We start from the raw sequence: 26401 nt of genomic DNA, 5'->3' as shown, positions 1-26401 counted from the left end.
CCGGTTTCGAGCCCCTGAACAGGCGTTATGGAACCATAATGCGCGTTTCGGGCCGCTGAACGGACAATATGGTTCCATAATGCGATTCCGCCCTCACGACATGATGCGGGGGCGGGCTCGGGAGGCGTACATCGTCAGACCCGTCGCCACCGCGCGGCCGTGCAGGTACTCGGCCTGGCGGCTCGCCCGGGCGGGGTCGAACTCGGCGGTGATGCTGCAGAGCGTGTCCCGCAGGTGCAGCTCGATCCAGCAGCAGACGTCCGCGTCGGCGACGAGGGTCTCGGTGGCCGTCGCGAGGGAGGCGGCGGCCTCGCGGGGGGTGCCGAGCCGGGCCTGCGCGGCGGCCAGGCCGCGGCTGGTCAGCGCGACCCAGCACGCGTCGCCGACGACCTCGGCGAGGGTGCGGGCGTCCGCCAGGACCGTCGCCGCCTCCCGCGCCCGGCCCGCGCGGAGCAGCACCTCGCCGTGCAACGAGTCGATCCACGGCCGCATCGGGGTCCAGTCGAGCTCGGTGGCCAGGGCGCGCGCCGCGTCGACGTCCGTCGCCGCGCCCTCGTCGTCCCCGGTGGCGAGCCGGGCGCGGCCCCGCATCGCCAGGGCCGCGGCGTGCGCGCGCGGGCGGTCCCGCCCGCCGGTCATCGCCACGGCGGTGTCCAGCTGCGCCTCGGCGTGCGCCGAGCCGTCCGTGTCCACCAGCGCGAACCCGCGCCCGTAGGCGACGGCGGCGAGGTCGTCGGGCAGGTCCGCCGCGGCGGCCTCGGCCCGGGCCAACATCCGCAGCGCGCCCGCCTGGTCCCCGGTCGCCGTCGCGACGAAGCCCAGCTCACGCCGGGCCAGCCCGGCCACCTCGGCGCGGCCCTCGTGGGTGGCGAGCCGGTCGGCCTCGCGCAGCGCCGCGATCGCGCGGGGATCGGTGCTGGCCACGGCATGGACGTACGCCCGGCCGTAGTGGGCGAGGGCCTCGGCCAGGACCACGTCGTCTCCCAGGCCCCGGGCCCGCTCGACGGCGCCGCGCAGGATCGCCGTCCCGTCCCGCGCGGCCCCCGCGTCCATGACCTGCTCGCCCACCCGGACGAGCTCCCGCACCGCCACCCGGCTGGCCGGGGTGCCCCGTCGGTGCGCCCGCTGCAGGCGGGCACCGGCGACCGCGAGGGTCTGCCTGCGCCCGTGCAGCCACGCCGCGAACTCCGGGACGTCCGGCTCGGCGCCCTCCAACAACGGCAGGGTCGCCTCGCCGAGCGGCCAGCCGGCGGGCGCGCGCCCGGCGAGGACGTCCCGCACGTCGACCCGCACGTCCGCAGCGACCTCGCAGGTCAGCGGGTCACCGCCGAGGGTGAGGGCCGCCCCGACGGCCCGCCGCGCCTGGCTGAGCGTCCAGCGCAGGGCGGCCTGGGGGTCCTCCGCGTCCGGGAACAGGAGCTCCAGCACGCGGCTGCGGGGGACCGGGCCGGTGCTCGTGAGCAGCAGCGCGAGCAGCGCCCAGGGCTTGCGGCCCCGGGGCCCGGGCAGGTCGGCTCCCAGCACGCGCGGCGGCCCCAACAAGCGGACGACGGTCCCCATCACCCCTCCTCACGGAGAGAGCCCAGGATGGCACCGGTGATACGCCCGGACACGTCCGTTCGGGCCCCGGTGCCTCCTGCCGGCTCCCGCGCTCCTCAGGGCCGCACCGCCGTCACCACCAGGTACTCCGCCGTCCAGGTCCCGGCGGGGTCCTGGGTGCGCCGCAGGAACTCCAGGAACGCCGCGTCGAGCGCGGCCGGGTCCTCCTGGGCGCGGTAGGCGGCGATGGTCGGGCCGTAGTTCGCCTTCCACCACTCCCGGAACGCCACCGGGTCGCGGGTGACGTCGAACGTGATCGTGCCGGTCGTCGCGACGACCTCGGTCCCCAGCAGCGTCCGGACGTGGTCGGCCGTGCCCCAGAGCGGAGCGGGCGAGGCGCCGGGCGGGGGCGGCGGCGCGAAGGGCTTCATGGTCGCGAACAGCTGCCCGACGAAACCCTGCGGCGTCCAGTTGAGCAGCGCGATCCGCCCACCGGGCCGCACGACGCGCCGCAGCTCGCCCGCGGCGCGCTCGTGGAACGGGGCGAACATGATCCCGACGCAGGACAGCGCGACGTCGAACTCCCCGGTCTCGAACGGCAGCGCCTGCGCGTCCGCCTCCACCCACTCGATCTCGGGATGGGCGGCGCGGCCGACGGCGAGCAGCTCCGGCGTGAGGTCCGACGCGACGACGGACGCCCCCGCGGCCGCCGCGGGCACCGACGCGTTGCCCGTGCCCGCGGCGATGTCGAGCACCCGCTCGCCGGGCCGGATCTCGGCCGCCTCGACGAGCCGGGCGCCGAGGGTGGGGATGAGGTCCGCGGCGACGGTCGCGTAGGAGCCCGAGGCCCACAGGGCACGGTGCTTGGGTCCGATGGTGCGGAGGGGGTCTGTGGTGGTCATGCCGAAAGGCTGCGCGCCGACCGTGTGCCGGAGCGTGTGCGTCGGCCCTGTGCCGCGGGTCCGGTGCACAGGGCCTACCCTTGACCCGCGTGAGCCCCGCGTCCGTCTTCCCCGCCCTGGAACCCCTGCTGCCCCGCGTCTCGAAACCGGTGCAGTACGTCGGCGGCGAGCTGAACGCGCAGGCCAAGCCCTGGGAGTCCGTGGACGTCCACTGGGCGCTGATGTACCCGGACGCCTACGAGGTCGGGCTGCCCAACCAGGGCGTCATGATCCTCTACGAGGTGCTCAACGAGCGCCTCGACGCGCTCGCCGAGCGGTGCTACGCCGTCTTTCCCGACCTCGAGAAGCTGATGCGCGAGCACCGGGTGCCCGCCTTCACCGTCGACGCCCACCACCCGGTGGGCGCGTTCGACCTGCTCGGGGTGTCCTTCTCCACCGAGCTCGGCTACACGAACCTGCTGACCACGCTGGACCTGGCCGGGATCCCGCTGCACGCCGCGGACCGCGACGAGACGCACCCCGTCGTCGTCGCGGGCGGCCACGCGGCCTTCAACCCGGAGCCGATCGCCGACTTCATCGACGTCGCCGTGCTGGGCGACGGCGAGGAGGTCGTCGGGGACATCACGGACGTCGTGCGGGAGTGGAAGTCCGCCGGCGGCACCCGCCGCGAGCTGCTGCGTCGGCTCGCGCACACCGACGGCTGCTACGTCCCCTCCTGCTACGAGGTGGAGTACGGGCCGGAGATCCGGTCGGTCACCCCGGTCGACGGGGCGCCGGAGCGGGTGCAGAAGCGCACGACGTCGGACCTCGACGAGTGGCCCTACCCCAAGGCGCCGCTGGTCCCGCTGGCCGAGACCGTGCACGAGCGGGCCTCGGTGGAGATCTTCCGCGGCTGCACGCGGGGATGCCGGTTCTGCCAGGCGGGCATGATCACCCGCCCGGTGCGGGAGCGGTCGTTGCAGGGGATCGGCGAGATGGTCGACTCCGCCGTCCGGGCCTCCGGGTTCGACGAGGTGGGGCTGCTCTCGCTGAGCAGCGCGGACCACTCCGAGATCGCGGACATCACCAAGGGCCTCGCCGACCGGTACGAGGGCACGAACACCTCGCTGTCGCTGCCCTCCACCCGCGTGGACGCCTTCAACATCGACCTCGCCAACGAGATCTCCCGCAACGGCCGCCGCTCCGGGCTCACCTTCGCCCCGGAGGGCGGGTCCGAGCGGATCCGCAAGGTGATCAACAAGATGGTGTCGGAGGAGGACCTGATCCGCACCGTCTCCGAGGCGTTCGCGCAGGGCTGGCGGCAGGTCAAGCTCTACTTCATGTGCGGGCTGCCCACCGAGGAGGACGAGGACGTCCTGGAGATCGCGGGCATGGCGCACCGGGTGATCCAGGCGGGCCGGGCCGCCTCCGGGCGCAACGACGTCCGCTGCACGATCTCCATCGGCGGGTTCGTCCCCAAGCCCCACACGCCGTTCCAGTGGGCCGCCCAGGCCCACCCGGACGTCGTCGACGCCCGGCTGCGCAAGCTGCGCGAGGCCGTGAACAGCAACCGCAAGCTCGGCAAGAACATCGGCATGCGCTACCACGACGGCCAGCCCTCGCTGATCGAAGGCCTGCTCGCCCGGGGCGACCGGCGCGTCGGCGGCGTGATCGAGCGGGTCTGGCGAGACGGCGGCAGGCTCGACGGCTGGTCCGAGCACTTCTCCTACGACCGCTGGGTCACCGCCGCCGCCGAGGTGCTGGAGCCGCAGGGCGTGTCGCTGGAGTGGTTCACCACGCGGGAGCGCGGCGAGGACGAGATCCTGCCCTGGGACCACCTCGACTCCGGTCTCGAGCGCGACTGGCTGTGGCAGGACTGGCAGGACGCCCTGGCCGAGCAGGAGCAGGACGACTGCCGCTGGACCCCCTGCTTCGACTGCGGTGTGTGCCCCTCGACGGGCACGGACATCGAGGTCGGCCCCAGCGGCACGACGCTGATCCCGCTCACCGTCGTCAACCCGGTCGGGCGGGAGCTTGCCTGACTCCGGTTCCTCGGCGGGATCGCGCGAGATCACCGTCCGGGTCGCCGACGAGCGGGACGTCGAGGCACTCGGCAGGCTCCGCCGCGCCTGGACCGAGGAGCGGGCGGGGCGCCCGGTGGACGACCCGGCCTTCGAGGCCGCCTTCGCACAGTGGGCGCGCACCGAGCAGCCGCGGCGCACCTTCTGGCTGGCCGAGATCGGCAGCGAACGGGCCGGCTGGACGCCGATCGGGTCGATCAACGTCGTCGAGATCGTCCCGATGCCCCGGCCCGGGACGCGCGCCGCGAGCATCGGGCAGGTCGGGAACGCGTTCGTCCTGGCCGCCTTCGCCGACCGCGGGGTGCCGCAGGCGCTGCTGGAGGCGGTCGTGGCGCACGCCAGGGAGCGCCGCTTCCGGCGGCTGGTCCTCGCCCCGACCGCCCGCAGCACCGCCTTCTACCGCCGCGCGGGCTTCCGACCCGCGGGCGAGACGCTGCTGGTCCTCGAGCCGGAGTAGCCCGCCTCGTTCGGGGTGTCGGGGACGGGTTCTACGCTGGGGGCATGGCACGTGTGCGCCCCGGCGAGGCTGCGAACCCCGCTCCACCGACGGTGCAGCGCATCCGGGTGCGGTTCGCCAAGCGGGGCCGGCTGCGGTTCCTCTCCCACCGGGACGTGGCGCGCAGCGTCGAGCGGGCGGTGCGGCGCTCCGGGGTGCCCGTCTCGCACTCGCACGGGTTCTCCCCGCACCCGCGGATCTCGTGGATCGGCGCCGCGCCCACGGGCACCGCGAGCGAGGCCGAGTACTTCGAGATCGGGCTCACCCGGGAGATGGAGCCGGACGTCGTCCGAACGGCGCTGGACGCGGTGCTCCCCGACGGTCTCGACATCCTCGACGCGGTCGTCGCCACGCCGCCCGCGCTCGCCGACCGGGTGGACGCGAGCCTGTGGCGGATCGCGCTTCCGGGCGTCTCGGGCGCCGATCTGAGGGCGGCCGTCGAGGGGCTCATGGCGAAGGACTCCCTGGTCGTGGACCGCATCATGCCCTCGGGGAAGCGGCAGATCGACGTCCGGGCGGCGGTGGCGTGGGCCGAGGCGGGGGAGGACTCGCCGGGCGGTGTCACACCGGAGGAGACCGGTGGCGCCGCAGTCTGTGCGATACTGACGGCGGTCGTACGGCAGACGACACCCGCTGTTCGACCCGACGACGTGTTGGGCGCGCTCGACGTTGTCGCAGGGCTGAAGCCGCCGGTGCCCGCGAAATCGACCCGGCTGGCCCAGGGCCTGCTCGACGACTCGGGTCGCCTCACCGATCCGCTCGGATCCGACCGGGTCACCACCCGGGCCTGACCGCCGCGGAGCGGGGCCTGTGGACCCTCGCAGAGCGCGTCGCCGAGCCACACAGCGCACCAGGATTGCCCGCTCCGCACCGTGGAACGGGAGAGACGTAGTCAGGCCCCTGCGCGGCCGCCCCTCCCCGGGGCGCCCGGGGGCGAAGGAGTTGAATGTCAGTCAACGATGCGCCCGCCGGTGAGACCGGCGGGCTGTTCTCCGTGTCGGATCTGCCCGAGAAGCTGCGCGTGCACGCGCTCGCCAAGCTGATCGGCCGGACCAGCAAGGAGGTCCTCGCGGCCCTCGCGGAGCTCGGCAGCCCGGTGGGCAGCGCCCAGTCCGGCGTCGACCGCAAGACCGCGGAGCAGGTCGTCACGAGCCTGCTCGGGGCCCCCGGCACGGCCGCGGGCACGACTGCGGGCACGACTGCGGGCACGGGTGCGGAGACGGCGCCCGGCACGGCCGCCGAGGCGGGGGAGGACCCGGCGTCCCCGGTTCCGTCCCAGGCGGAGGCGGCCGCAGCGCCGGCTCCCGTGCCCGCGCGCACCCGCCGCCGCAAGGCCGCCGCCCCCGCGCCTGCCGAGACCGCGGAGACCCCGGAGCCCGGGGCCGCCGAGTCGGACGCAGGCGAGCCCGCGCAGGAGCAGGCCGAGGCCCCGGCCCGGCGCACCCGCCGCAAGGCGACGCGGAAGGCGGGCGCGCCCGCCGAGCAGGCCGAGTCCGCCCCGGCGCCCATCACGGCCGCTGCCCCGAGCACCGCGGACGGCGCGGACGGCACGGAGGCCCCGACCGCCGCGGACCCGACCGCCGCGGACCCGACCGCCGCGGACGCGACCGTCACGGACACCCCGGCCCCCGCCCCGGCCAAGCGCACCCGCCGCAAGGCCACCCGCAAGGCCGGCGCCCCGGACGAGCAGGCCGAGCTCGCCACCACCGGCACCACCACCGGCACCCCGACCGGCACCGCCACGGAGTCCGCCCCGGCGGAGCCCGCCACCGGGTCCGTCGCCGAGCCCGCCACCGGTTCCGCCACCGGTTCCGCCACCGGTTCCGCCACCGCGCCCGCCGACACCGGCCTCTCGCCGCTGTTCGCCCCGCCCGCGCCCCTGTTCAAGCCGGCCGAGCCCACCCGGACCCGCCGCCGGGCCCGCGCCGGCGACCAGGCCGAGGACACCGCCGCCGCGGAGTCGACCGGCACCGCCGACGAGCCCGCGGAGGAGCCCGACCGGCCCCGCCGCCGTCGTCGTGGGCGCGCCGCGGCCCAGGACGAGACCGAGCAGCCCGACGACACGGCGGAGACCACCGAGGCCACGGAGAGCGCCGACGCCACCGACGCCACCGACGCGGACTCCGACGACGACGAGGACGACGAGGCGGGCGGTCGCCGCCGCCGTCGCCGGGGCCGCCGTGGTCGCGGCCGCGGCCGCGGGGAGAACGGCGAGGACGGTGCCGAGGGCGGCGAGGACACCGAGTCCGCCGAGGCCGGTGGCGCCGACGACTCGAGCGACACCGACGAGTCGGACGACACGGACGACTCCGACGAGGAGCAGGACTCCGCGGACGAGGGCGGCTCGCGCCGTCGTCGTCGCCGGCGGCGCCGCAAGGGCTCGGGAGACGCCGGCGACTCCAGCGCTGACGGGAGCGACGACGACCCGCCGAACACCGTCACGCGGGTGCGCACCCCCCGTGAGCGGGACACCGGCGACGACGGCGTCCAGTCCGTCCGCGGCTCCACCCGCCTGGAGGCCAAGCGCCAGCGCCGCCGGGACGGCCGGGACGCGGGCCGCCGCCGCCCGCCGATCCTGAGCGAGTCGGAGTTCCTGGCCCGCCGGGAGTCCGTCGAGCGGACGATGGTCATCCGCCAGACCGGCAAACGCAACGAGATCGGCGTCCTCGAGGACGGCGTGCTCGTGGAGCACTTCATCGCGGGCGGCTCCGGGCAGAGCGAGTCGATGGTCGGCAACATCTACCTCGGCCGCGTGCAGAACGTGCTGCCGAGCATGGAGGCCGCGTTCGTCGACATCGGCCGCGGCCGCAACGCCGTGCTCTACGCCGGCGAGGTGGACTGGGACGCCGCCGGTCTCAACGGCAAGGCGCGCCGCATCGAGCAGGCCCTGAGCAGCGGCGACAGCGTGCTCGTCCAGGTCACCAAGGACCCGGTCGGGCACAAGGGCGCCCGGCTGACCACCCAGATCAGCCTCGCGGGCCGCTTCCTGGTCTACGTGCCGAGCGGGGGCGCGGCGGGGATCTCCCGCAAGCTGCCGGACGTCGAGCGCAAGCGGCTCAAGGACATGCTCAAGGAGATCGTCCCCAGCGACGCCGGGGTGATCATCCGCACCGCCTCCGAGGGGGTCTCGCACGAGGCCCTGGAGCGGGACGTCCGACGGCTGCAGGCGCAGTGGGAGGTCGTCAAGGAGAAGGCCGCGAAGACCGGTCCGAAGGCCCCCAAGGCGCCGACGCTGCTCTACGAGGAGCCGGACCTGCTGGTCAAGGTCGTCCGGGACCAGTTCAACGAGGACTTCGCCTCGCTCGTGGTGTCCGGGGACTCCGCGTGGGAGACGGTGTCGGACTACGTCTCGCACGTGGCCCCCGAGCTCGCCGAGCGGATGCACCGCCACGTCGGCCCGAAGGACGTCTTCGCCGAGTACCGGATCGACGAGCAGCTGCTCAAGGCGCTGGACCGCAAGGTGTGGCTGCCCTCGGGCGGCACGCTGGTGATCGACCGCACCGAGGCCATGACGGTCATTGACGTCAACACCGGCAAGTTCACCGGCTCCGGCGGGAACCTCGAGGAGACCGTCACCCGCAACAACCTGGAGGCGGCCGAGGAGGTCGTCCGCCAGCTCCGGCTGCGGGACATCGGCGGGATCATCGTCGTCGACTTCATCGACATGGTGCTCGAGGCGAACCGGGACCTGGTGTTGCGCAGGCTCACCGAGTGCCTGGCCCGGGACCGCACCCGCCACCAGGTCGCCGAGGTGACCTCGCTCGGCCTGGTCCAGATGACCCGCAAGCGGGTCGGCGGCGGGCTGCTCGAGCACTTCTCCACGACGTGTGAGCACTGCCGCGGCCGCGGCGTCATCGTGAACGTCGACGGGGTCGAGCCGAAGCACGACCACGGCCAGAACGGTTCCGGCAACGGGCACCAGGGCAACGGGCAGGCGGGCGGCCAGGCGGACAACGGCGGACGTCGGCGCAACCGGCGGGGCCGGGACGACAAGTCCGCCGTCGAGACCGAGACGGACGAGCGGGCCTCCGCGGCCGCGGCCCTGGCCATGGTCGCCGCGGCGGCGGGCCACACCGCGGTCGCCGACCCCGTTCCGGTCACGGACGCGCCCGAGGCCCCCGTGGGGATGGACGAGCCGGACACCGGCCGTCCCGCCCGGCGCCGGGGCAGGCGGCGGGTCGAGCGCCCCGCCGGGGGCACCGGGTCGGCCGAGCCGGTGGTCGTGACGACGGAGGCCGCCGAGAGCGTCGTGGCGGAGGCGGTCGCGCCGCAGGGCGGGACCGCCCCGGCCGCGCCGGAGGCCACCACGGTCGACACCGCTGCCGAGAGCCCGGCCGAGAGCGCTGCCGAGGCACCCGCCGAGGCTGTGGCGGTCGAGGCCGTGGCGACCGAGGCGGCGGCAGAAGACGTGGCGACCGAGGTCGTCGCGGACGCGGTCGCCCCGCAGATCGCCCCCGAGGCGGTCGAGGAGCAGGCCGAGCAGATCGAGCAGGCCGCCGTGACGGGCGAGCCCGCCACGGGTCTGCCCGCGAACGGCACCCCGCCGCTGGCCGCGGACCGGGTCGCGGCGGACACCGCCGAGGACACGGCCACGGACACGGCGGAGGCCACGGACACGGCAGAGGACACCGCAGAGGACTCGGCGGCCCCCGTCGAGACCCCGGCGGAGCCGGCCGAGACCCCGGAGGAGGCGCCCGCCCCGCGCAGGCGCCGCGGCCGGGTGACCCGGTCGGCGGGTGCGCCGAGCGCGGCGGCCGAGCCGGTCGTGCTCACCGCCCCCGCGGTGGAGCCCGCCGAGCCGCTGGTGCCGGCGGCGCCGGAGCAGTCGGACACGGCGGTGGACACCGTCGTCGTGAGCCGTCCGCGCCGGTCGCGGCGGGCCGCGTCCCGGCCCGCGGGCCCGCCCGCCGAGGGTGACGGCGCCGCCGTCACCGTGACCGTCGGAGCGCCGGAACAGGCCTCCGATCAGGGCGGGGACCAGACCGGGGACCCGGTTTGACCCGCTGAATCCCCCTTCCGTACCCTGGGAGTCAAGGAGCCGTGGCTCATGCCTCGGCGTGCGTGCTCTGGAGCGCGCCCATGAGTCCCCCGAGAGTTTCAGGAGTCGTGCGTCAACGATGTACGCGATCGTCAAGACCGGCGGTAAGCAGTACAAGGTGGCTGTGGACGACGTGGTCACCGTCGAGAAGATCGACGGTGAGCCCGGCGCCGAGATCAGCCTCCCCGCCGTGCTGCTCGTGGACGGCGACAAGCTGACCACGGATGCAGATGCGCTGGCCAAGGCCTCGGTGACCGCCACGGTCGTCGAGCACACCAAGGGCCCGAAGATCCGCATCCACAAGTTCAAGAACAAGACCGGGTACCACAAGCGTCAGGGCCACCGTCAGCCGCTGACGAAGGTCCAGGTCACCGGCATCAGCGCGTAAGGAGACCTGCGCCATGGCTCACAAGAAGGGTGCGTCCAGCTCCCGTAACGGGCGCGACTCGAACGCGCAGCGGCTGGGCGTCAAGCGGTTCGGCGGCCAGACCGTCAACGCGGGCGAGATCCTGATCCGCCAGCGCGGCACCAGGTTCCACCCGGGTGAGGGCGTGGGTCGCGGTGGCGACGACACGCTGTTCGCCCTGGTCGAGGGTGCTGTCGAGTTCGGCCACCGACGCGGCCGCAAGGTCGTCAACGTGGTTCCGGTCGAGGCCTGAGGCCCGACCACTCGGTTTCACGACACGGCGGGCCCCGGGTTCCGGGGTCCGCCGTTCGTGTGTGAAGGAGTAGGGACATGTCGCGGTTCGTCGACCGGGTCGTCGTGCACGCCACCGCGGGGGCGGGCGGCAACGGTTGCGCGTCGGTCCACCGGGAGAAGTTCAAGCCGCTCGGCGGGCCGGACGGCGGCAACGGCGGCCGCGGCGGTTCCGTCGTGCTGGTGGTGGATCCGGGCGTGCACACCCTGCTCGACTTCCACCACCGCCCGCACGCGGACGCGAAGAACGGCAAGCAGGGGCAGGGCGGGTTCCGGGCCGGCGCGAACGCCGAGGACCTGGAGCTGCGCGTGCCGGACGGCACCGTCGTCTTCGACCAGCGTGGCGAGATCATCGCCGACCTGGTGGGGCCGGGCACCCGGTTCGTCGCCGCCGAGGGCGGCCGCGGCGGGCTCGGCAACGCCGCGCTGTCCTCGTCCGCGCGCAAGGCGCCCGGTTTCGCGCTGCTCGGCGAGCCCGGGGAGCATCGGGACCTGACCCTGGAGCTCCGCTCGCTGGCGGACGTCGGGCTGGTCGGGTTCCCGAGCGCGGGCAAGTCGAGCCTGGTCGCGGCCCTCTCCGAGGCCCGCCCCAAGATCGCCGACTACCCGTTCACCACGCTCGTCCCGCAGCTCGGCGTGGTCACCGCCGGGGACGAGATCTTCACCGTCGCGGACGTCCCCGGCCTGATCCCGGGCGCCTCGCAGGGCAAGGGCCTGGGGCTGGACTTCCTGCGGCACATCGAGCGCTGCTCCGTGCTGGTCCACGTCGTGGACTGCGCGACGTTCGAGCCCGGCCGGGACCCCGTCGCGGACGTCGAGGCCCTCGAGGAGGAGCTCGCCCGCTACGTCCCCGCGCTCGGCGGCGAGCTCGCCGACCGGCCGCGGCTCATCGCGCTGAACAAGATCGACGTGCCGGACGCCGCGGACCTCGTCGAGATCGTCACCGCGGACCTCACCGAGCGTTTCGGCTGGCCGATCTACCCGATCTCCACCGCGTCCCGCCGGGGGCTGCGCGAGCTGTCGTTCGCGATGGCCGAGCAGGTGGCGGCCTACCGCGCCGCCCAGCCGATCCTCGAGCCCACGCGGATCGTGCTGCGCCCCACCGCCGTGGACGACCAGGGCTTCACCATCGAGCCGGACCCCCTGCTCGAGGGCGGGTTCCTGGTCAAGGGTTCGCGGCCCGAGCGTTGGATCCGCCAGACGAACTTCGACAACGACGAGGCCGTCGGCTATCTGGCCGACCGGCTCGCCCGGCTCGGGGTGGAGGAGGGCCTGGCCGAGGCGGGCGCCCGGCCCGGCTGCCCGGTGACGATCGGGGACATCACCTTCGACTGGCAGCCCAGCACGCCGGCGGGCATCGCCCGCGTGATGTCCGGTCGCGGCACGGACGCGCGGGTGGAGAACCAGACCGCCCGGGTCAGCGCCGCGGACCGCAAGCTCGCCAAGCTCGCCCGCCGCAAGCACCTGTCCGACGCCGAGCTCGCCGAGGGCGCCGGCTACGCGCACGAGGCGCAGTGGACGAACGACGCCGAGACCGACGAGGACTTCGAGCTCGGCGACGACGAGCTGGAGGTCTGGGCCGACGAGGACCGCGCCCGATGACGGTCGGACTCGCGTGTGTGAGGTGGGGGACTCGTCCTGGACACGCGAGTCGGACGGTCGCAGTGAGTGAGACGCAGTGAGTGAGGCGCAGTGGGTGTGGCGCGGTGAGTGACACGCGGGCGGCGATCGCGGGGGCGCGGCGGGTCGTCGTCAAGGTGGGGTCGTCGTCGTTGAGCTCGTTGGCCGGGGGGCTCGACCTGGCCCGGCTGCACCGGCTGGTGGACGCCCTGGCCGCGCGCCGGACGTCGGGCTCGCAGGTGGTGCTGGTGTCCTCGGGGGCGATCGCGGCCGGGTTGGCACCGCTGGGGCTGGCCCGGCGGCCGCGGGACCTGGCGACCCAGCAGGCGGCGGCGAGCGTCGGGCAGCTGCTGTTGGCGCACGCCTACTCGGCCAGCTTCCTGCGCCACGACCAGCGGATCGGGCAGGTCCTGCTCACCGCGGACGACATGATCCGCCGCTCGCACTACAAGAACGCGCAGCGCACCCTGGAGCGGCTGCTCGGCCTGGACGTCCTGCCCGTGGTCAACGAGAACGACACCGTGGCCACCGACGAGATCCGGGTCGGTGACAACGACCGGCTCGCCGCGCTGGTGGCGCACATCGTGGGCGCCGACGCGCTGGTGCTGCTCAGCGACGTCGACGGGCTGTACGACGGCGATCCCCGCCGGCCGGGGTCGACGCTGGTCCCCGAGGTGGCGGCGCCGGAGGACCTGGCCGCGGTCACGGTCGCGAAGCCCGGCCAGGGCAGCCTCGGCACCGGCGGGATGGCCACGAAGATCACCGCCGCGGCGATGGCGACCGCGTCCGGCATCCCGGTGCTGCTGGCGGCCGCGGAAGACGTCGCGGACGCGCTCGACCCGAACGGGCCCAAGGTCGGCACGGCGTTCCGGCCGTCGGGCAGGCGGATGTCCGCGCGCCGGTTCTGGATGAAGCACGCGGCGGACGTCCGGGGGAGCCTGGACCTCGACGCGGGCGCGGTGGCCGCCGTCGTCGACCGGCACCGGTCGCTGCTCGCCCCGGGCGTGCACGGCGTGCAGGGCGACTTCGTCTCCGGAGACGTCGTGGACCTCCTCGGCCCCGGCGGTGTCGTGGTCGCCCGGGGCGTCGTGAACTACGACGCCGCCGAGCTCCCGGGCATCATCGGCAAGCGCTCGGAGGACCTCCCGCGGGCCTACCGCCGCGAGATCGTCCACGCCGACGACCTGGTGATCGTCTAACGCAGCGCGGCGAACGCCTCGTCCGTCCGCTCCAGGACCGCGTCGATCTCGGCGTCGGTGTGGGCGGCGGAGAGGAACCAGTTGTGCCAGGGGTGCAGGTACACCCCGCGCTCGACGCAGGCCTCCGCCCAGGCCGTGACCTGCCGGAAGTCGGTGTCCCCGGCGAAGGACAGCATCGGCATCTGCACCGGGCCGGTCTGGGCGATCGCGAACCCGTGGGCGGCGGCCTGCGCGGCCAGGCCCTCGCGCAGCCGGGTCCCCGACTGCGCCATCCGCGGCAGTGCCTCGCCCTTGCGCAGCTCGGTCAGCGTGGCGAGACCGGCGGCGAGGGGCACGGCGCCCGTCCAGAACGAGCCGGTCACGTAGATCGACCGGACGGCGTCGCGCAGGGCGTCGGTCCCGGTGACGGCGCCCAGCGGCTGCCCGTTGGCGATCGCCTTCGACCAGGCCGCCAGGTCGGGGCGCACGCCGAGCGGCTCCCAGCTGCCGCCGATGTCCAGCCGGAACCCGCACCGGACGTCGTCGAGGATCAGCACCGCACCGGTCCGGTCCGCCAGCGCCCGCAGCCCGCGGGCGAAGGCCGGGTCGACGAGCTCCTGGTCCTGCTTGATGTCGTGGCGCATGGGGCACACCAGGATCGCCGCGAGATCGTCCCCGGCCTCGGCGGCGGCCGCCTCGGCGGAGGCCAGGTCGTTGTACTCGTAGCGCACGAGGTGGGCCTGGTCGGCCTCGGTGACCCCGGCCCCGCGCAACGCGAACCCCGGCACCGCGCCGTGGTAGGCGCCGTGGGCGACCAGCACCTTCCGCTTGCCGGTGGCCGCGCGCGCGGTCGTGACGCAGGTGGTCGTGGCGTCCGTGCCGTTCTTGCAGAACAGCGCCCAGTCGGCGGCCGGGATCGTGTCCACCAGCAGCTCGGCGTACTCGACGGCGACGGGGGCGGTCCCGTCCAGGCAGTCCCCGCGCTGGAGCTGGTCGACGATCGCGGCGGTGACCGCGGGGTGCCGGTGGCCGAGCACGACCGGCCCCCAGCCGCACATGAGGTCGAGGTACTCGCGGCCGTCGGCGTCCTTGACCCGGGCACCCGCACCGGAGACGGTGAACTGCGGGTGCGCGCCGCTGAACGCCCGGACCGCCATGTGCCCGTACATCCCGCCGGGGATCACCTTGTCCGCGCGGCCGCGCAGGGCCTGTTCCCGGGCGCCGAGAGTCGTGTCAGCGATGGTCATGGCGTCGTGCCTTTCGTGAGCAGCTCGCGGGCGACGGCGGCGATTCCGGGGCCGTCGAGCCGGTAGTGGGCGTAGAGCGCGGCCGGCGGTCCGACGGGCACGTGCTCGTCGGGGACGCCGTGGCGGCGGAAGCGGGGGGCGAGGCCCGCGTCGAGCAGGCACTCCGCGACCGCGGACCCCAGGCCGCCGGTCACGTTGGCCTCCTCGACGGTCAGCACGGCGCCGGTGGTGCGGGCGGCGTCGACGACGGCCTCGCGGTCCAGTGGCGAGATCGTCCACATGTCGAGCACGCGGGTGGTGATCCCGTCGCGGGCGAGCTCCTCGGCGGCCCGCAGGGCCGGGTGGACCTCGGAACCCGTCGCGACGATCGTGAGGTCCGAGCCGTCCCGCAGCGTCTCCGCCCGGCCGAGCGCCAGGTCCGGCACCACGTCGTAGACCTGCGGGTCGCGCCCGCGGCCCAGCCGCAGGTACATCGCGCCGGGATGGTCGAGCGAGAGCCGCAGCAGGGCCCGGAGGTGGTTCGCGTCCGTGGCGCACACGACCGTGAGGTCGGCGATGCAGCGCATCATGCCGAGGTCTTCGAGGCTGTGGTGGCTGGTGCCGTAGAAGCCCATCGACATGCCCGAGTGGTGCCCGAGCACCCGCACCGGGAGGTTCGGGTAGGCGCAGTCGGTGCGGATCTGTTCGGCGCACAGCAGCGCCGCGAAGGAGCCGAACGTCGCCGCGAACGGCACGAACCCGCTCGCGGCCATCCCCGCCGCCGTCGTGATCATGTTCTTCTCGGCGATCCCGACGTTCACGAACCGCTCGGGATGGCGCGCCCCGAAGTCGGTGGCCCGGTTGGACCGGCCGAGGTCGGCGGTGAGCACGACGATCCGGTCGTCCTGCTCGGCGAGGTCGGCCAGCTCCTCGCCGAAGACGAAGGCCGGGATCGCGCGGGTGTCGGTGCCGTCGACCGAGCGGGAGTCCTTGAAGCCGAAGAACTCCGCCGGGGCCTGGGTCTCGGTCATCGGGCCAGCTCCGTGAGGACGTCGTCGTAGTCGGCGCCCGCGAGGTTGCCGACGTGCCAGTCCGGGCTCAGCTCCATCCGGGCCACGCCCTTCCCCTTCACCGTGTCCGCGACGATCACCTGCGGGACCGTTCCGCCGCGGGCGGGCAGCGCGGCGAACGCGGCGAGCAGCGCCGGGAGGTCGTGCCCGTCGACCCGCTGGACGCCCCAGCCGAACGCGGCGAACCGGGCGTCGATCGGCTCGGCGCCCATGACGTCCGCGACGAACCCGTCGATGCCCAGCTGGTTCGCGTCGACGACCGCGACGAGGTCCCCGAGGCCGTAGTGGCTCGCGGACGTCGCCGCCTCCCAGATCTGGCCCTCGGCCAGCTCGCCGTCGCCGAGCAGCACCCAGGTGCGGTGGTCGTGCCCGGCGAGCCTGCCCGCGAGCGCCATCCCGACGCCGACGGACAGGCCGTGGCCCAGCGACCCCGACGAGAAGTCGACGCCGGCGATCCGCTTCATGTCCGGGTGGTCGCCGAACGGGCTGCCGAGCCGGGTGTAGGAGTCCAGCTCGGCCGGGTCGAAGTAGCCCAGGTCGGCGAGCACCGGGTAGAGGCCGATCGCCGCGTGGCCCTTGCTCATCACGAACCGGTCCCGGTCCGGCCAGTCCGGTCGGGCCGGGTCGAGCCGCAGCTCGGCGTAGTAGAGGGCGGCGAGGATCTCCGCGCAGGAGAACACCGCGCTGTAGTGGCCCGCCCCGGCGATCCGGGTGAGCCGGACCGTCTCGGTGCGGACGAAGCGCGCCTTCTCGGCGAGCTCGCGGGTGGTGGGCACTCAGGACTCCTTGAAGCGGTCGAGGACGTTCCCGGTCACCCGGGCGGTGTCGTTGTCGCCGCCGGCGTGGCTCATCGCCGTGGACCAGGCGATGGACCCGACGGAGAACACCGCGCCGCCGCCGGGGCGGTGCAGCAGCACGACGTCGGAACGGATCTTCGGGTGCAGCCCGGGCGGGGGAGCGGCGTAGCCGTGGTCGACCTCCTCGGGGACCAGGGCGATCTTCGCCGAGTGGCCGACCGACGAGGCGAGGACGACGGCGTCCGCCGGGGTGCCGAGGGTGAGGTCGGCGCGGTCCAGCTCGTCGCCCGCGGCGCCGCCGAGCCCGGGGCCCTCGTCGCCGAACACCTCGCCGACACCGGCCTTCACCCCGTCGAACACCCAGGACACGGCGGGGTCGGCGCTCGCCTCGCTGCGCCGGTAGCCCGAGCCCTTGTCGAACCCCTGCGCGGTGAACCCGACGCCCGCCAGCACGTTCGGCGCGCGCCCGCGCATCCGCCAGAGCCCGCCGGGCTCCCCGGTCGCGGAGAGGTGCTCCTCGCCGGGATCGGAGACCCAGGTGGCCACCCCGGCGTGCCCGCGGCGGATCTCCAGCGCGTCCGGCACCCCCGGGTGCCGGGCCGTGACCTGGTAGAACCCGTTGCCGCCCAGGTACATCAGGCGCCCGCCGGTCCGCGTGTACGCCAGGTAGGAGTCCAGCATCCCGGCCGAGCAGTACTCGGGATGCCCGCCGGTGAGCACGACCCGGTGGCGGGACAGGAGCGCGAGACCCTGCTGTTCCACCTCGTCGTCCGTGACGACGGCGTAGTCCTCCCCGCGCCCGTCCAGCCAGTCGAGCAGGAGCAGGTCCTGCGCGAAGTGGCGGAACCCGCGGGTGGTCGGGGTGTAGTAGTCCGGCCGGATGTTGACGATCGGGCGCAGCCGGGTCGAGTAGCAGACCCCGGAGCCGTCCGAGTGCACGTCGTAGAGGGAGCGGCCGAGCTCGGGGTGTGCCGCGAGCCACCGGTCCCGCTCGTCGATGCCGCGGTCCTCGCCGTAGAGGGTCAGCCGCTCGGTCTCGTACTCGGCGTAGGTGCGCCAGTTCGCGTAGGCGAGGTAGGTCCAGGTCGGCAACACGACCAGCACCGGGGCGGGGTGCGCCGGGTGCTCCGGCTGCTCCGCGGGGGTGACCACGACCGGGATCCGGTCGACGTCCGCCCCCGCGGTGATCTTGAGGGCGTACACCCCGCTCGGCAGCGCGGCCGGGACCGCCCAGGTCAGGTCGGTGTCCCAGCCGGCGTCGGCGAGGTCGTCGTCGTGCAGGTGCAGGGCGTCGAACTCGGCGGGGGAGGCGCGGAAGTCCCGCTCCGCGCCGGTCCAGAACGGCCCCGGCACACCGCGGGTGGGCAGGTGGTGGACGGTGCCGCCGGTCGTCAGGCCGCCGCGGTCCGGGACGTGCGTGCCCCCGGGCTCCGCGCCCAGGTCCAGGGCGCAGGTGGTGGCGGGGTCGAGGAGGGCGAGCGCGTCGGCCCCGCCCGCCAACGCCTCGGTGACGTCGGGCGACCAGGCGTCCCCGACGACGGGACGGGCCACACCGCCGTTGAACGTCCGGCCGAGGCCGGGCCCGGAGGGGCCCGACGAGCCGACGCGCAGCGGGCCGCCGACCGGCACCGCCCCGGTCTCGGCGAGCGCCTCGACCACCGCCGCCCCGGGGCGGTGCAGGGTGAGCCGGGTGCCGGACCCGGACACCACCGCCGCCGCGAAGGCCCACTGCCGCTCGACGACGGGTGCGGCGGGTGCGGCGAGCACGGTGTCGCCGTGGCGCAGGACCAGCCCCGCCGCGGACACCGCGAGCACCAGCGGACCGACCGCGATCAGCGGCCGCTCGTCCGCGAGCAGGGTCGGGCGGAACCACAGGGCCAGGCCCACCCGCGCCCGCGCGGGGACCGGGTCGGTCTCGACGAACGAGCCCGAGGTGGTGTGCTGGACGCGGCCGGGCACGGTGTCCGGCAGGTCCGCCGCGACGGGCTCCTCGACCAGGGCGGAGCCGTGTCGCGGCCCGCCGCCCCGCCGGAGCCGGACGATCTCCGGACGCACCTGCGGGTGCTCCGCGGAGATCCGGAAGGCGACCTCGCCGCCCGCCGCGACGGACAGCCGGTCGCCGTACCCGACCAGCCTCACCGGTTGACCCAGCCCGTCCAGCGCTGGGTGGCCTCGTCGAGGTTCGCCGCCCACCAGGCGTTGTCGCGCACGACGGTGGTGCCCTGCGACCGGGGTCCGTCGACGAACTCGGCGATCTGCGGGTCGGAGCTCTTGGCGGCCTGGGTGTTGGCGGGCTCGTAGGGCAGCCGGTTCGCGATGGCCTCCTGGTTCTTCTGGGCGATCAGGCTGTTGATCAGCTGGTAGGCCTGCTCCTGGTGCGGGGCGCCCTTCACGATCGCGACCACGTCGTAGTACTTCAGCGGCTGGTTCCACACCACCGCGAGCGGGGCGCCGCTCTTGAGCGCGTCGTACGCGCGGCCGGGCCAGGCGAGCATCATGTCGACCTCGCCGGACTGCAGGGCCTGGGTCTGCTGGGCGCCGGTGTCGAAGAAGCGCAGCGAGGAGCGGATGCCGTCGAGCGTGGCGAAGGCGCGGTCGTAGTCGAGCGGGTAGAGCCGGTCACCGGGCACGCCGTCGGCCAGCAGGGCGGTCTCCATGCCGGCGTCCTTGGCGTAGTTCATGATCCCGCGGTTGCCGGGGAACCGCGTGGTGTCGTAGAAGTCCGCCCAGCTCGTCGGCGGGTTCGCGCCGTACTTGTCTTTGTTGTACACGAGCAGGAAGGACGAGTTGATCATCGGGACGCCGCACTCGGACAGCTGGCTCTGCTCGAGCCCCGCGGTCTGGATCCGGCTGTAGTCGATCTTCTCGAAGAGCACGTCGCACTTGCCCATCGCCGTGTACGGCGTGGAGTAGAAGACGTCCCACGTCGGGTTGCCCGCCTGGACCATGGCGGTCAGCTTGGCCTCGTTGTTCGGGGACTCCTCGGCGACCGTGACGCCCTCGGCGGCCAGGTCGGCGTAGGCGTTGGCCTTGAAGATCTCGGCGAGCGCGCCGCCGGTGTTGGCGAACACGACCGACTGGGCGCCACCGCCCGCGGACTCGCCGACGGGGCCGAAGCACGCGGTGGCGCCGAAGCCCACCAGACCGGCCAGGGCGACGGCGTGCAGAAGACCTCTCGGGAATCGCACAGGGACCACCTTCAGGGGAGGAGGATTTCAGAATATGAAATGCACTTCGTATCGCAGAAAGCATGAACACTCGTTTCCCGTGTCGTCAAGCCCTGGCCCGACCGGCCGCGTGTCCGATTTCCGGGGTGTTACACCTGCTCGTCGCGGGTTGACAGGGACGGCTCGTCAGCGCCACCGTGTGATTTCGCTTCGTGAAATGCGTGTCGAATAGCGAGAACGGAAGGGGACGGTCATGGCCGTCAGCACCCCGCCGCGGAGGGCGTCCCGCGCTCCCACGGAGCCCGGGTCCGCGAGGCCACCGGGTCGTGGCCGCGGACTGCTCGCCCGGGCGACGCTGCTGCTCGCGGTGCCCGCCGTCGTCGTGCTGGTGGTGTTCTTCGTGGTGCCCGCGCTGCGGCTGCTCTGGCTGTCGGTGACCACGCCCGAGCCGGGGCTCGGGAACTACACCGCCATCCTCACCGACGAGGTCTCGCTGACCGTCGTGCTCCGCACGCTGGGCATGGCGGCGATCGTGACGGTCGTCTGCCTGCTCGTCGCCTACCCCTACGCCTACCTGATGACGATCGTCTCCGGGCGCTGGCGGGCGGTCCTGCTGGCCGTGGTGCTGATCCCGTTCTGGACGTCGCTGATGGCCCGCACCTTCGCCTGGGTGGTCCTGCTGCAGGACAACGGCCTGGTCAACACGGTGCTCGGCGCGGTCGGGATCGGGCCGCTGCGGATGCTCGGCACGACGGCGGGGGTCACCGTCGCGATGGCGCAGGTGATGCTGCCGTTCGTGGTGCTGCCCGTCTACACCACCATGCGCGGCATCGACCGCAAGCTGGTGGACGCCGCGCTGAGCCTCGGCGCCCGGCCCGTCGCCGCGTTCCGGCAGGTCTACCTGCCGCTGTCCTTCCCGGGCGTCGCCGCCGGGGCCACGCTGGTCATGGTGCTGTCCCTCGGCTTCTACGTCACGCCCTCGCTGGTGGGCTCCCCGCAGCAGTCGATGCTCGCGCAGTTCATCTCGGTGCAGGTCAACCAGCTGGTGAACTTCGGCGCCGCGGGCGCGCTGGCCGTCGCCCTGCTGGTGGTCACGCTGGTCCTGCTCGGCGGGGTCGCGCTGCTGACCCGGACCCGGGGCACCCGGTCGTCCGCGGGCGCCGGCGTGGCGGGGGGTCTGGTGTGACCGGCTCGCCCGTCCTGCGCCGCACCCTCGCGGTCCTCGGCGTCCTCGTCGGGGTCTGGCTGGTGGTGCCCACGCTGATCGTGGTGCCGCTGAGCTTCTCCGGCGAGGACAGCTTCGCCTTCCCGCCCCGCAGCTGGGGCGTGCAGCACTACGTCACGTTCTTCACCGAACAGAGCTGGCTGACCGCGCTGCTGGTCTCGCTGCAGCTCGCCGTGATCGTCACCGTGGTGGCGACGGTCCTGGGCACCATGGCCGCGTTCGCGCTGGCCCGCAGCCGGTTCCGGGCCAAGGGTGCCGTCGACGGGCTGTTCCTGGCGCCGTTGATCGTGCCGGGCATCGTGGTGGCCGTGGCGATGTACGCGGCCTTCCTGGGCTGGGGCCTGATCGGCACTCCGACGGGTTTCGTGGTGGCGCACACCGTCCTCGCCCTGCCCTTCGTCACCGTGAACGTCACCGCCGCGCTGAGCGGGTTCGACCGGACCCTGGAGCGGGCGGCGGCGAGCCTCGGCGCGTCGGCGTGGGCCACCTTCCGCTCGGTGACGCTGCCGATCATCCGCCCGGGCGTGCTCGCCGGCGCCCTGTTCGCCTTCGTCACCTCGTTCGACGAGGTGGTGGTCTCGATGTTCCTCCAGTCCCCGAACCTGCAGACGCTGCCCGTGCGGATGTTCACCTCGGTGACCAACGAGGTCGACCCCACCATCGCGGCGGCCTCCACCGTCGTGCTCGTCGTGTCCACCGCCCTGCTCGGGCTCGCCAGCGTCACCCGGAGGAACCGCCGCCATGCCTGAGACCCCCACCGGCGCGAGCATCCGCGCCGAGGCGCTGACCAAGGTCTTCAAGGGCGCCCCGGCGCCCGCCGTCGACGCCGTGGACCTGCACGTGCGGCCCGGTGAGTTCATGACGCTGCTCGGCCCCAGCGGCTCGGGCAAGACCACGACGCTGAACATGATCGCGGGCTTCGAGGCGGTCACCTCCGGGCGCATCCTGCTCGACGACACCGACATCGCCCGCCTGCCGCCCCACCGGCGAGACCTCGGCATGGTGTTCCAGAGCTACGCGCTGTTCCCGCACATGACCGCGGCCGAGAACGTCGCGTTCCCGCTGCGGCAGCGCAAGGTCGCCAAACCCGAGGCCGCCCGGCGGGTCCGGGAGGCGCTCGAGCTCGTGCACCTCGACGCACACGGCGACCGGTTGCCCAGCCAGCTGTCCGGCGGCCAGCAACAGCGCGTCGCGCTCGCCCGCGCGTTCGTCTTCGCGCCGCGGGCCATGCTGCTCGACGAGCCGCTCGGCGCGCTGGACAAGAAGCTGCGCGAGTCCCTGCAGCTGGAGATCGCCCGGCTGCACTCCGAGCTGGGCATCACGTTCGTGTTCGTGACCCACGACCAGGAGGAGGCGCTCGCCCTGTCCGACCGCATCGCGGTGTTCCGGGACGGGCGGATCGAGCAGGTCGGCACCCCGGCCGAGCTGTACGAGACGCCGGTGAGCCGGTTCGTCGCCACCTTCCTCGGCGACTCGACGGTCTTCAGCGGGACCCTGCGCGGCGGGCTGCTGGACACCGGGTCCGCGCACCTGCGCGCCGCCGGGCCGGACGGGGCGTGCGCGCTGGTGGTGCGCCCGGAGCGGATGCACCTCGGCGCGGAGGGGGAGAACACGCTGTCCGCAACGGTCACCGACGTCGTCTACCAGGGGGCGTTCCGACGCGTCCTGGTCGCCTTCGACGCCGGCGGCACCGGCCAGGTCCGCGACACCGGCACCACCCCCGTGCAGGCCGGGGACCGGGTCGAGGTCGGCTGGGCCGCGGAGGCCGGGGTGGTCGTCGCCGACACCCCCGGGGCCGCCGCCGCGCAGTCCCTGGACGACCCGGTGCCCGCATGAGCCTCGCCGCCGCCAAGCAGGCCGTCGTCGACCTCGGGCGCAGGCTCGCCGCCGACCGGCTCGTCGTGGGCACGGCGGGCAACGTCAGCGTGCGCAGCGGGGAGCTGGTCGCCGTGTCCCCGTCCGGCATGCCCTACGCCGACATCACGCCGGACGACGTGGCCGTCCTCGGGCTCGACGGCACCGACCGGGGCAGCCCGCACCCGCCGTCGTCGGAGGCCCCGCTGCACCTGGCGGTGTACGCGACCACGGACGCGGGTGCGGTGGTCCACCACCACGGGCTCCACAGCGCGGCGGTGTCGACCGTGTGCGACGACCTGCCCGCCGTGCACTACTACGTGGTGAAGCTCGGCGGGGCGCCCCGGGTGGCGCGGTACGCCACCTACGGGACCCCCGAGCTCGCCGCGTCCGTCCAGGCCGCGCTGGAGGGCCGCAGCGCCGCGCTGATGCAGAACCACGGCGCCGTCGCCTACGGCGCCACCCCGGAGGAGGCCTACGACCGCGCCGAGCTCGTCGAGTGGCTGTGCGCGATGTGGGCCGAGGCGGCCCGCCTGGGCACGCCCCGGGTGCTCGGCCCCGACGAGCTGGCCGCGGTGGTGCGGCGGATGGAGGGATCGTGAGGGTCGTCTGCCTCGGGGCCCACATCCTCGATGTGCTGGGCAGGCCGGTCGTCGACATCCCCGCCGGGCAGGGCCGCCGGGTGCTCGACGAGATCCGGATCACCGCGGCGGGCACCGCGGGCGGGACCAAGGTCGACCTGGCCAAGCTCGGCGCCGACGTGGTCAGCGTGGGACCGGTCGGCGCGGACGCGAGCGGCCGGATGCTGCGCGCGCTGCTGGAGGACCACGGCGTCGACACCTCCGGGCTGGTCGTGAAGCCGGCCGCCACCCCGACCACGATGCTGCCCATCCGCCCGGACGGCAGCAGGCCCGCGCTGCACGCGCCCGGGGCGATGCCGCTGCTGGCGGCCGGGGACCTGGACCCGGACCTCGTCGCGGGGGCGGACGTCCTGCACGTCGGCGGACCGGACGTGCTGGGGGACTTCGCCGTCGACGTGCTGCCCGACCTGCTCCGCCACGCCCGCGCGCACGGCACGGTCGTCTCGGTCGACCTGCTCAGCACCGCCCGCCCCGCGCTGCTCGACCGGCTCGGCGCGCTGTGGCCGCTGGTCGACCACCTCCTGCCCAACGACGACCAGCTCCGCAGCCTGACCGGGCGGACGGACCCGGGTTCGGACCTGGGGGAGGCCGCCGCGGTGCTGCGGGAGCGCGGCGTCGGCACCGTCGTGGTGACCCGGGGCGGCGACGGCTGCCTCGTCGTCTCGGCGGCGGGCGCCGAGGCGCTGCCCGCCCGCCCGGTCCCGGTCGTCGACACCACCGGCTGCGGGGACGCCTTCACCGCCGGCTACCTGGTGGGGCTCGGCCGCGGCGGGACCCTCGCGGACGCGGCGCGGCTCGGCACGGCGGCGGCGTCCCTGGTCGCCCAGGGGCTCGGCTCCGACGCCGGGATCGTCGACCTGCCGTCGACGCTGCGGCTGCTCGGCGCGGACGCCTCGGTAGCGTGACCGGGTCCGGGAGGGGCGACATGACCGAGAAGGCGGGGCCCGAGCCCGTCCGCGTGCTGGTCAAGGCGATGGCGGTGCTGGACCTCCTGGCGGAGGCCGAGGAACTGAGCCTCGGCGACATCGCCGCCCGGCTCGAGCTGAACAAGAGCACCTGCCACCGCATCCTCACCACGCTGGCGGCGGGCGAGTTCGTCGAGCGGCCCGCGCCGGGCACCTACCGGCTGGGCATCGGGGCGTTCCGGATCGGCAGCGCGATGGCGCGGCGGATGGGGGTGCGCGAGCGCGCCCTGCCCGCGATGCAGGAGCTCTACCGCGCGACCGGCGAGACCGTGTTCCTGCTCGTGCCGCGCGGGGACGAGGCGGTCTGCATCGAGCGGCTGGACGGGCGGTACGCCTCCACCCACACCCTGCGCGTCGGCGGGACCCTGCCGCTGCACCTCGGCGCGGGGCCGCGGCTGCTGCTCGCCGCGATGCCCTACGAGCAGGTCGAGGCCTACCTCGCGGGTCCGCTGCAGCGCCGCTCCTCGCCGACCCGGGTCCCGGCCGAGCAGCTGCGGGACGAGCTCGAACGGATCCGGCAGGTCGGGTACGCGACCAGCCAGGACGACGTCGAGCTCGGGGTGAGCGCCCTCGGCGTCGGGATCCGGGACCACACCGGGGCCACGGTGGCGGCGCTGAGCATCAGCGGACTCACCGTCCACCTGCCCGAGTCCGAGCGCGACGAGCACCTCGGCCTGCTGCGGCGGGCCGCGGACTCGGCGTCGCGGGCATTGGGGAGGCGGTGACACACTCGCCGGGATGACGGATCCGGTGCGGGCGCGGGCGGGGCTGGTCGAGGCCCTGCGCGCCACCGGCTGCGGGGACGCCGTGCTGGCCGCCTTCGCCGCGGTCCCGCGGCACCGCTTCCTGCCGGACCACCCGGTCGCCGTCGCCTACGCCGACGACGCCGTGCCCACCCGCATCGTCGACGGCGCGGCGACCAGCTCGGCCTCCCAGCCCACGATGGTGGCGATCATGCTCGACCAGCTGGACGTGCGGCCCGGGCAGCGGGTCCTGGAGATCGGGACCGGCACGGGCTACAACGCCGCCCTGCTCGCCCACCTCGGCGCCCGGGTGACCTCGATCGACATCGACGAGGAGCTCGTGGCGTCCGCCGCCGACCATCTCGCCGGGATCGCGGAGGTGGACCTGCGGGTCGGCGACGGCGCCCTCGGCGTGCCGGACGCGGCCCCCTACGACCGGATCGTGCTCACCGTGGGGAGCTGGGACGTCCGCCCCGAGTGGGTCGCGCAGCTCGCCCCCGGAGGCCGGCTGCTGCTCCCGCTGACCGTCCGCGGCAGCCAGCTGTCCGTGGCCTTCGACCTCGGGCCCGACGGCGTGCTGGGCAGCGACTCCGTGGTCGGCTGCGCGTTCATCCGGCTCCGCGGCCTCGGCGCGGGCCCCGCGGCGACCGAGGAGATCGGGCCCGGCTGGACCGCGCAGGTCGCCGAGGGCGCGACCCCGGACCTCGGCCTGCTCGCCCGGCACCTCACCGACCCCGGCGACCTCCTGCCCATCGGCGAGCCGCTGACCGGCGCGGACGTCTGGGACGGCGTCGGCCTGTGGCTGATGCTGACCGCGCCGGGAACCGTGCGGCTGCTCACCGACCGGGCCGACGCCCCGCCGGGATCCTGGTTCGTGCCGACCGGCCCGGGCCGCTCGACCGTCGCCCTCACCGGGCCGGGTGGGTGCGCCGCGCTCGTCGTCGACCCGCCGGGTGTCCGCGGGTTCGGGCCCGGCGGCGCGGCCGTCGCCCGCCGTCTCGTCGGCTGTCTCGACGGCTGGGTGGCCGCCGGTCGCCCGCACGCGTCGGACCTGCGGATCCTCGCCGTCCCCAGCGGCGCCGACCTCCCCGGGCCCGGTGTGGTCGTGGAGAAGGAGCACACCCGTCTCATCATCACCCGTGCGTGGTAAGTGGTGCTCTGGCACCACTTACCACGCACGACC

22 protein-coding genes are annotated in these 26401 nt (G+C 74.6%); 15 read left to right on the top strand and 7 right to left on the bottom strand.

Annotated features, from left to right (window positions below; translation table 11 throughout):
• Positions 1-93: 93 nt before the first annotated feature.
• Positions 94-1560: an AfsR/SARP family transcriptional regulator gene (locus BLS43_RS20525; protein ID WP_093087512.1), complete on the bottom strand. Its 1467-nt coding sequence runs from the start codon at positions 1558-1560 to the stop codon at positions 94-96.
• A 95-nt stretch (positions 1561-1655) separates the two neighbouring features.
• A complete protein-coding gene (locus BLS43_RS20520; RefSeq protein ID WP_093087866.1) occupies positions 1656-2441 on the bottom strand; it encodes a class I SAM-dependent methyltransferase in 786 nt (261 codons plus the stop codon).
• An 89-nt stretch (positions 2442-2530) separates the two neighbouring features.
• On the opposite strand from BLS43_RS20520, the gene BLS43_RS20515 reads away from it, so the two are divergent.
• From BLS43_RS20515 to proB, 8 genes are all read left to right on the top strand, one after another.
• Positions 2531-4462, top strand: a complete 1932-nt coding sequence (locus tag BLS43_RS20515; RefSeq protein WP_093087509.1) for a TIGR03960 family B12-binding radical SAM protein — start codon at positions 2531-2533, stop codon at positions 4460-4462.
• The gene (locus BLS43_RS20510) at positions 4455-4958 is read left to right on the top strand and encodes a GNAT family N-acetyltransferase (RefSeq protein ID WP_093087506.1); all 504 of its coding nucleotides are present in this window, start codon (positions 4455-4457) and stop codon (positions 4956-4958) included. The genes BLS43_RS20515 and BLS43_RS20510 overlap by 8 nt, the downstream gene beginning before the upstream one ends.
• Positions 4959-5002: 44 nt before the next feature.
• Positions 5003-5788, top strand: coding sequence for a TIGR03936 family radical SAM-associated protein (locus BLS43_RS20505; RefSeq protein ID WP_093087504.1), 786 nt, complete (start codon positions 5003-5005; stop codon positions 5786-5788).
• Between the two features lie 155 nt (positions 5789-5943).
• Positions 5944-9996, top strand: coding sequence for a translation initiation factor IF-2 N-terminal domain-containing protein (locus BLS43_RS20500; protein WP_093087502.1), 4053 nt, complete (start codon positions 5944-5946; stop codon positions 9994-9996).
• Between the two features lie 118 nt (positions 9997-10114).
• The gene (rplU, locus tag BLS43_RS20495; protein ID WP_093087499.1) at positions 10115-10423 is read left to right on the top strand and encodes a 50S ribosomal protein L21; all 309 of its coding nucleotides are present in this window, start codon (positions 10115-10117) and stop codon (positions 10421-10423) included.
• A 13-nt stretch (positions 10424-10436) separates the two neighbouring features.
• On the top strand, positions 10437-10694 hold the full coding sequence (gene rpmA / locus BLS43_RS20490) for a 50S ribosomal protein L27 (protein WP_093087496.1): 258 nt from the start codon (positions 10437-10439) through the stop codon (positions 10692-10694).
• A gap of 77 nt (positions 10695-10771) precedes the next feature.
• Positions 10772-12334 (top strand): GTPase ObgE, encoded by a 1563-nt coding sequence (gene obgE / locus BLS43_RS20485; protein ID WP_093087494.1) that lies wholly within the window; start codon positions 10772-10774, stop codon positions 12332-12334.
• A gap of 104 nt (positions 12335-12438) precedes the next feature.
• Entirely contained in the window at positions 12439-13551 is a 1113-nt protein-coding gene (gene proB, locus BLS43_RS20480; protein WP_093087492.1) for a glutamate 5-kinase, read from the top strand.
• Here proB and BLS43_RS20475 read toward each other — a convergent pair.
• Genes BLS43_RS20475 through BLS43_RS20455 form a run of 5 tightly spaced genes read right to left on the bottom strand, consistent with a single transcriptional unit; the run spans position 13548 to position 19811 of the window.
• A complete protein-coding gene (locus tag BLS43_RS20475) occupies positions 13548-14777 on the bottom strand; it encodes an aminotransferase class III-fold pyridoxal phosphate-dependent enzyme (protein WP_093087490.1) in 1230 nt (409 codons plus the stop codon). The two genes, proB and BLS43_RS20475, sit on opposite strands and share 4 nt — an antisense overlap.
• Entirely contained in the window at positions 14774-15787 is a 1014-nt protein-coding gene (locus tag BLS43_RS20470; RefSeq protein ID WP_093087488.1) for a transketolase family protein, read from the bottom strand. The genes BLS43_RS20475 and BLS43_RS20470 overlap by 4 nt, the downstream gene beginning before the upstream one ends.
• On the bottom strand, positions 15784-16602 hold the full coding sequence (locus BLS43_RS20465; protein ID WP_093087486.1) for a transketolase: 819 nt from the start codon (positions 16600-16602) through the stop codon (positions 15784-15786). Before BLS43_RS20465 ends, BLS43_RS20470 begins: the two co-directional genes overlap by 4 nt.
• The gene (locus tag BLS43_RS20460) at positions 16603-18762 is read right to left on the bottom strand and encodes a N,N-dimethylformamidase beta subunit family domain-containing protein (protein ID WP_093087484.1); all 2160 of its coding nucleotides are present in this window, start codon (positions 18760-18762) and stop codon (positions 16603-16605) included. It lies immediately after the preceding gene.
• Positions 18759-19811 (bottom strand): extracellular solute-binding protein, encoded by a 1053-nt coding sequence (locus BLS43_RS20455; protein ID WP_176921445.1) that lies wholly within the window; start codon positions 19809-19811, stop codon positions 18759-18761. Before BLS43_RS20455 ends, BLS43_RS20460 begins: the two co-directional genes overlap by 4 nt.
• Positions 19812-20043: 232 nt before the next feature.
• Here BLS43_RS20455 and BLS43_RS20450 point away from each other — a divergent pair, with 232 nt between their 5' ends.
• From BLS43_RS20450 to BLS43_RS20420, 7 genes are read left to right on the top strand one after another with little or no spacing between them, the layout of a single operon-like run.
• Positions 20044-20976 carry an ABC transporter permease gene (locus BLS43_RS20450; protein ID WP_093087480.1) on the top strand — a complete coding sequence of 311 codons (933 nt, stop codon included), beginning with the start codon at positions 20044-20046 and terminating at the stop codon, positions 20974-20976.
• Complete coding sequence (locus BLS43_RS20445) at positions 20973-21764, top strand: ABC transporter permease (RefSeq protein ID WP_093087478.1); 792 nt, start codon at positions 20973-20975, stop codon at positions 21762-21764. The genes BLS43_RS20450 and BLS43_RS20445 overlap by 4 nt, the downstream gene beginning before the upstream one ends.
• Positions 21757-22851: an ABC transporter ATP-binding protein gene (locus tag BLS43_RS20440; RefSeq protein WP_093087476.1), complete on the top strand. Its 1095-nt coding sequence runs from the start codon at positions 21757-21759 to the stop codon at positions 22849-22851. Before BLS43_RS20445 ends, BLS43_RS20440 begins: the two co-directional genes overlap by 8 nt.
• Positions 22848-23471: a class II aldolase/adducin family protein gene (locus BLS43_RS20435; protein ID WP_093087474.1), complete on the top strand. Its 624-nt coding sequence runs from the start codon at positions 22848-22850 to the stop codon at positions 23469-23471. Before BLS43_RS20440 ends, BLS43_RS20435 begins: the two co-directional genes overlap by 4 nt.
• Positions 23468-24415 (top strand): carbohydrate kinase family protein, encoded by a 948-nt coding sequence (locus BLS43_RS20430; protein ID WP_093087472.1) that lies wholly within the window; start codon positions 23468-23470, stop codon positions 24413-24415. Before BLS43_RS20435 ends, BLS43_RS20430 begins: the two co-directional genes overlap by 4 nt.
• Positions 24416-24435: 20 nt before the next feature.
• Complete coding sequence (locus tag BLS43_RS20425) at positions 24436-25200, top strand: IclR family transcriptional regulator (protein WP_143030136.1); 765 nt, start codon at positions 24436-24438, stop codon at positions 25198-25200.
• 13 nt (positions 25201-25213) lie between these two features.
• A complete protein-coding gene (locus tag BLS43_RS20420; protein WP_093087468.1) occupies positions 25214-26368 on the top strand; it encodes a methyltransferase domain-containing protein in 1155 nt (384 codons plus the stop codon).
• Positions 26369-26401: the final 33 nt, after the last annotated feature.

The sequence above is a fragment of the Pseudonocardia oroxyli genome (assembly GCF_900102195.1).
Lineage (GTDB): Bacteria > Actinomycetota > Actinomycetes > Mycobacteriales > Pseudonocardiaceae > Pseudonocardia > Pseudonocardia oroxyli.
This window is presented reverse-complemented; position numbering and strand designations above follow the sequence as displayed.

Coding starts and splice junctions, on each gene's coding strand:
- rplU (WP_093087499.1), top strand. CDS start 10,115: ATGTACGCGATCGTCAAGACCGGCGGTAAGCAGTACAAGGTGGCTGTG.
- BLS43_RS20435 (WP_093087474.1), top strand. CDS start 22,848: ATGAGCCTCGCCGCCGCCAAGCAGGCCGTCGTCGACCTCGGGCGCAGG.
- BLS43_RS20450 (WP_093087480.1), top strand. CDS start 20,044: ATGGCCGTCAGCACCCCGCCGCGGAGGGCGTCCCGCGCTCCCACGGAG.
- BLS43_RS20440 (WP_093087476.1), top strand. CDS start 21,757: ATGCCTGAGACCCCCACCGGCGCGAGCATCCGCGCCGAGGCGCTGACC.
- BLS43_RS20425 (WP_143030136.1), top strand. CDS start 24,436: ATGACCGAGAAGGCGGGGCCCGAGCCCGTCCGCGTGCTGGTCAAGGCG.
- BLS43_RS20505 (WP_093087504.1), top strand. CDS start 5,003: ATGGCACGTGTGCGCCCCGGCGAGGCTGCGAACCCCGCTCCACCGACG.
- BLS43_RS20470 (WP_093087488.1), bottom strand. CDS start 15,787: ATGACCGAGACCCAGGCCCCGGCGGAGTTCTTCGGCTTCAAGGACTCC.
- BLS43_RS20525 (WP_093087512.1), bottom strand. CDS start 1,560: ATGGGGACCGTCGTCCGCTTGTTGGGGCCGCCGCGCGTGCTGGGAGCC.
- BLS43_RS20500 (WP_093087502.1), top strand. CDS start 5,944: ATGTCAGTCAACGATGCGCCCGCCGGTGAGACCGGCGGGCTGTTCTCC.
- BLS43_RS20520 (WP_093087866.1), bottom strand. CDS start 2,441: ATGACCACCACAGACCCCCTCCGCACCATCGGACCCAAGCACCGTGCC.
- obgE (WP_093087494.1), top strand. CDS start 10,772: ATGTCGCGGTTCGTCGACCGGGTCGTCGTGCACGCCACCGCGGGGGCG.
- BLS43_RS20420 (WP_093087468.1), top strand. CDS start 25,214: ATGACGGATCCGGTGCGGGCGCGGGCGGGGCTGGTCGAGGCCCTGCGC.
- rpmA (WP_093087496.1), top strand. CDS start 10,437: ATGGCTCACAAGAAGGGTGCGTCCAGCTCCCGTAACGGGCGCGACTCG.
- BLS43_RS20475 (WP_093087490.1), bottom strand. CDS start 14,777: ATGACCATCGCTGACACGACTCTCGGCGCCCGGGAACAGGCCCTGCGC.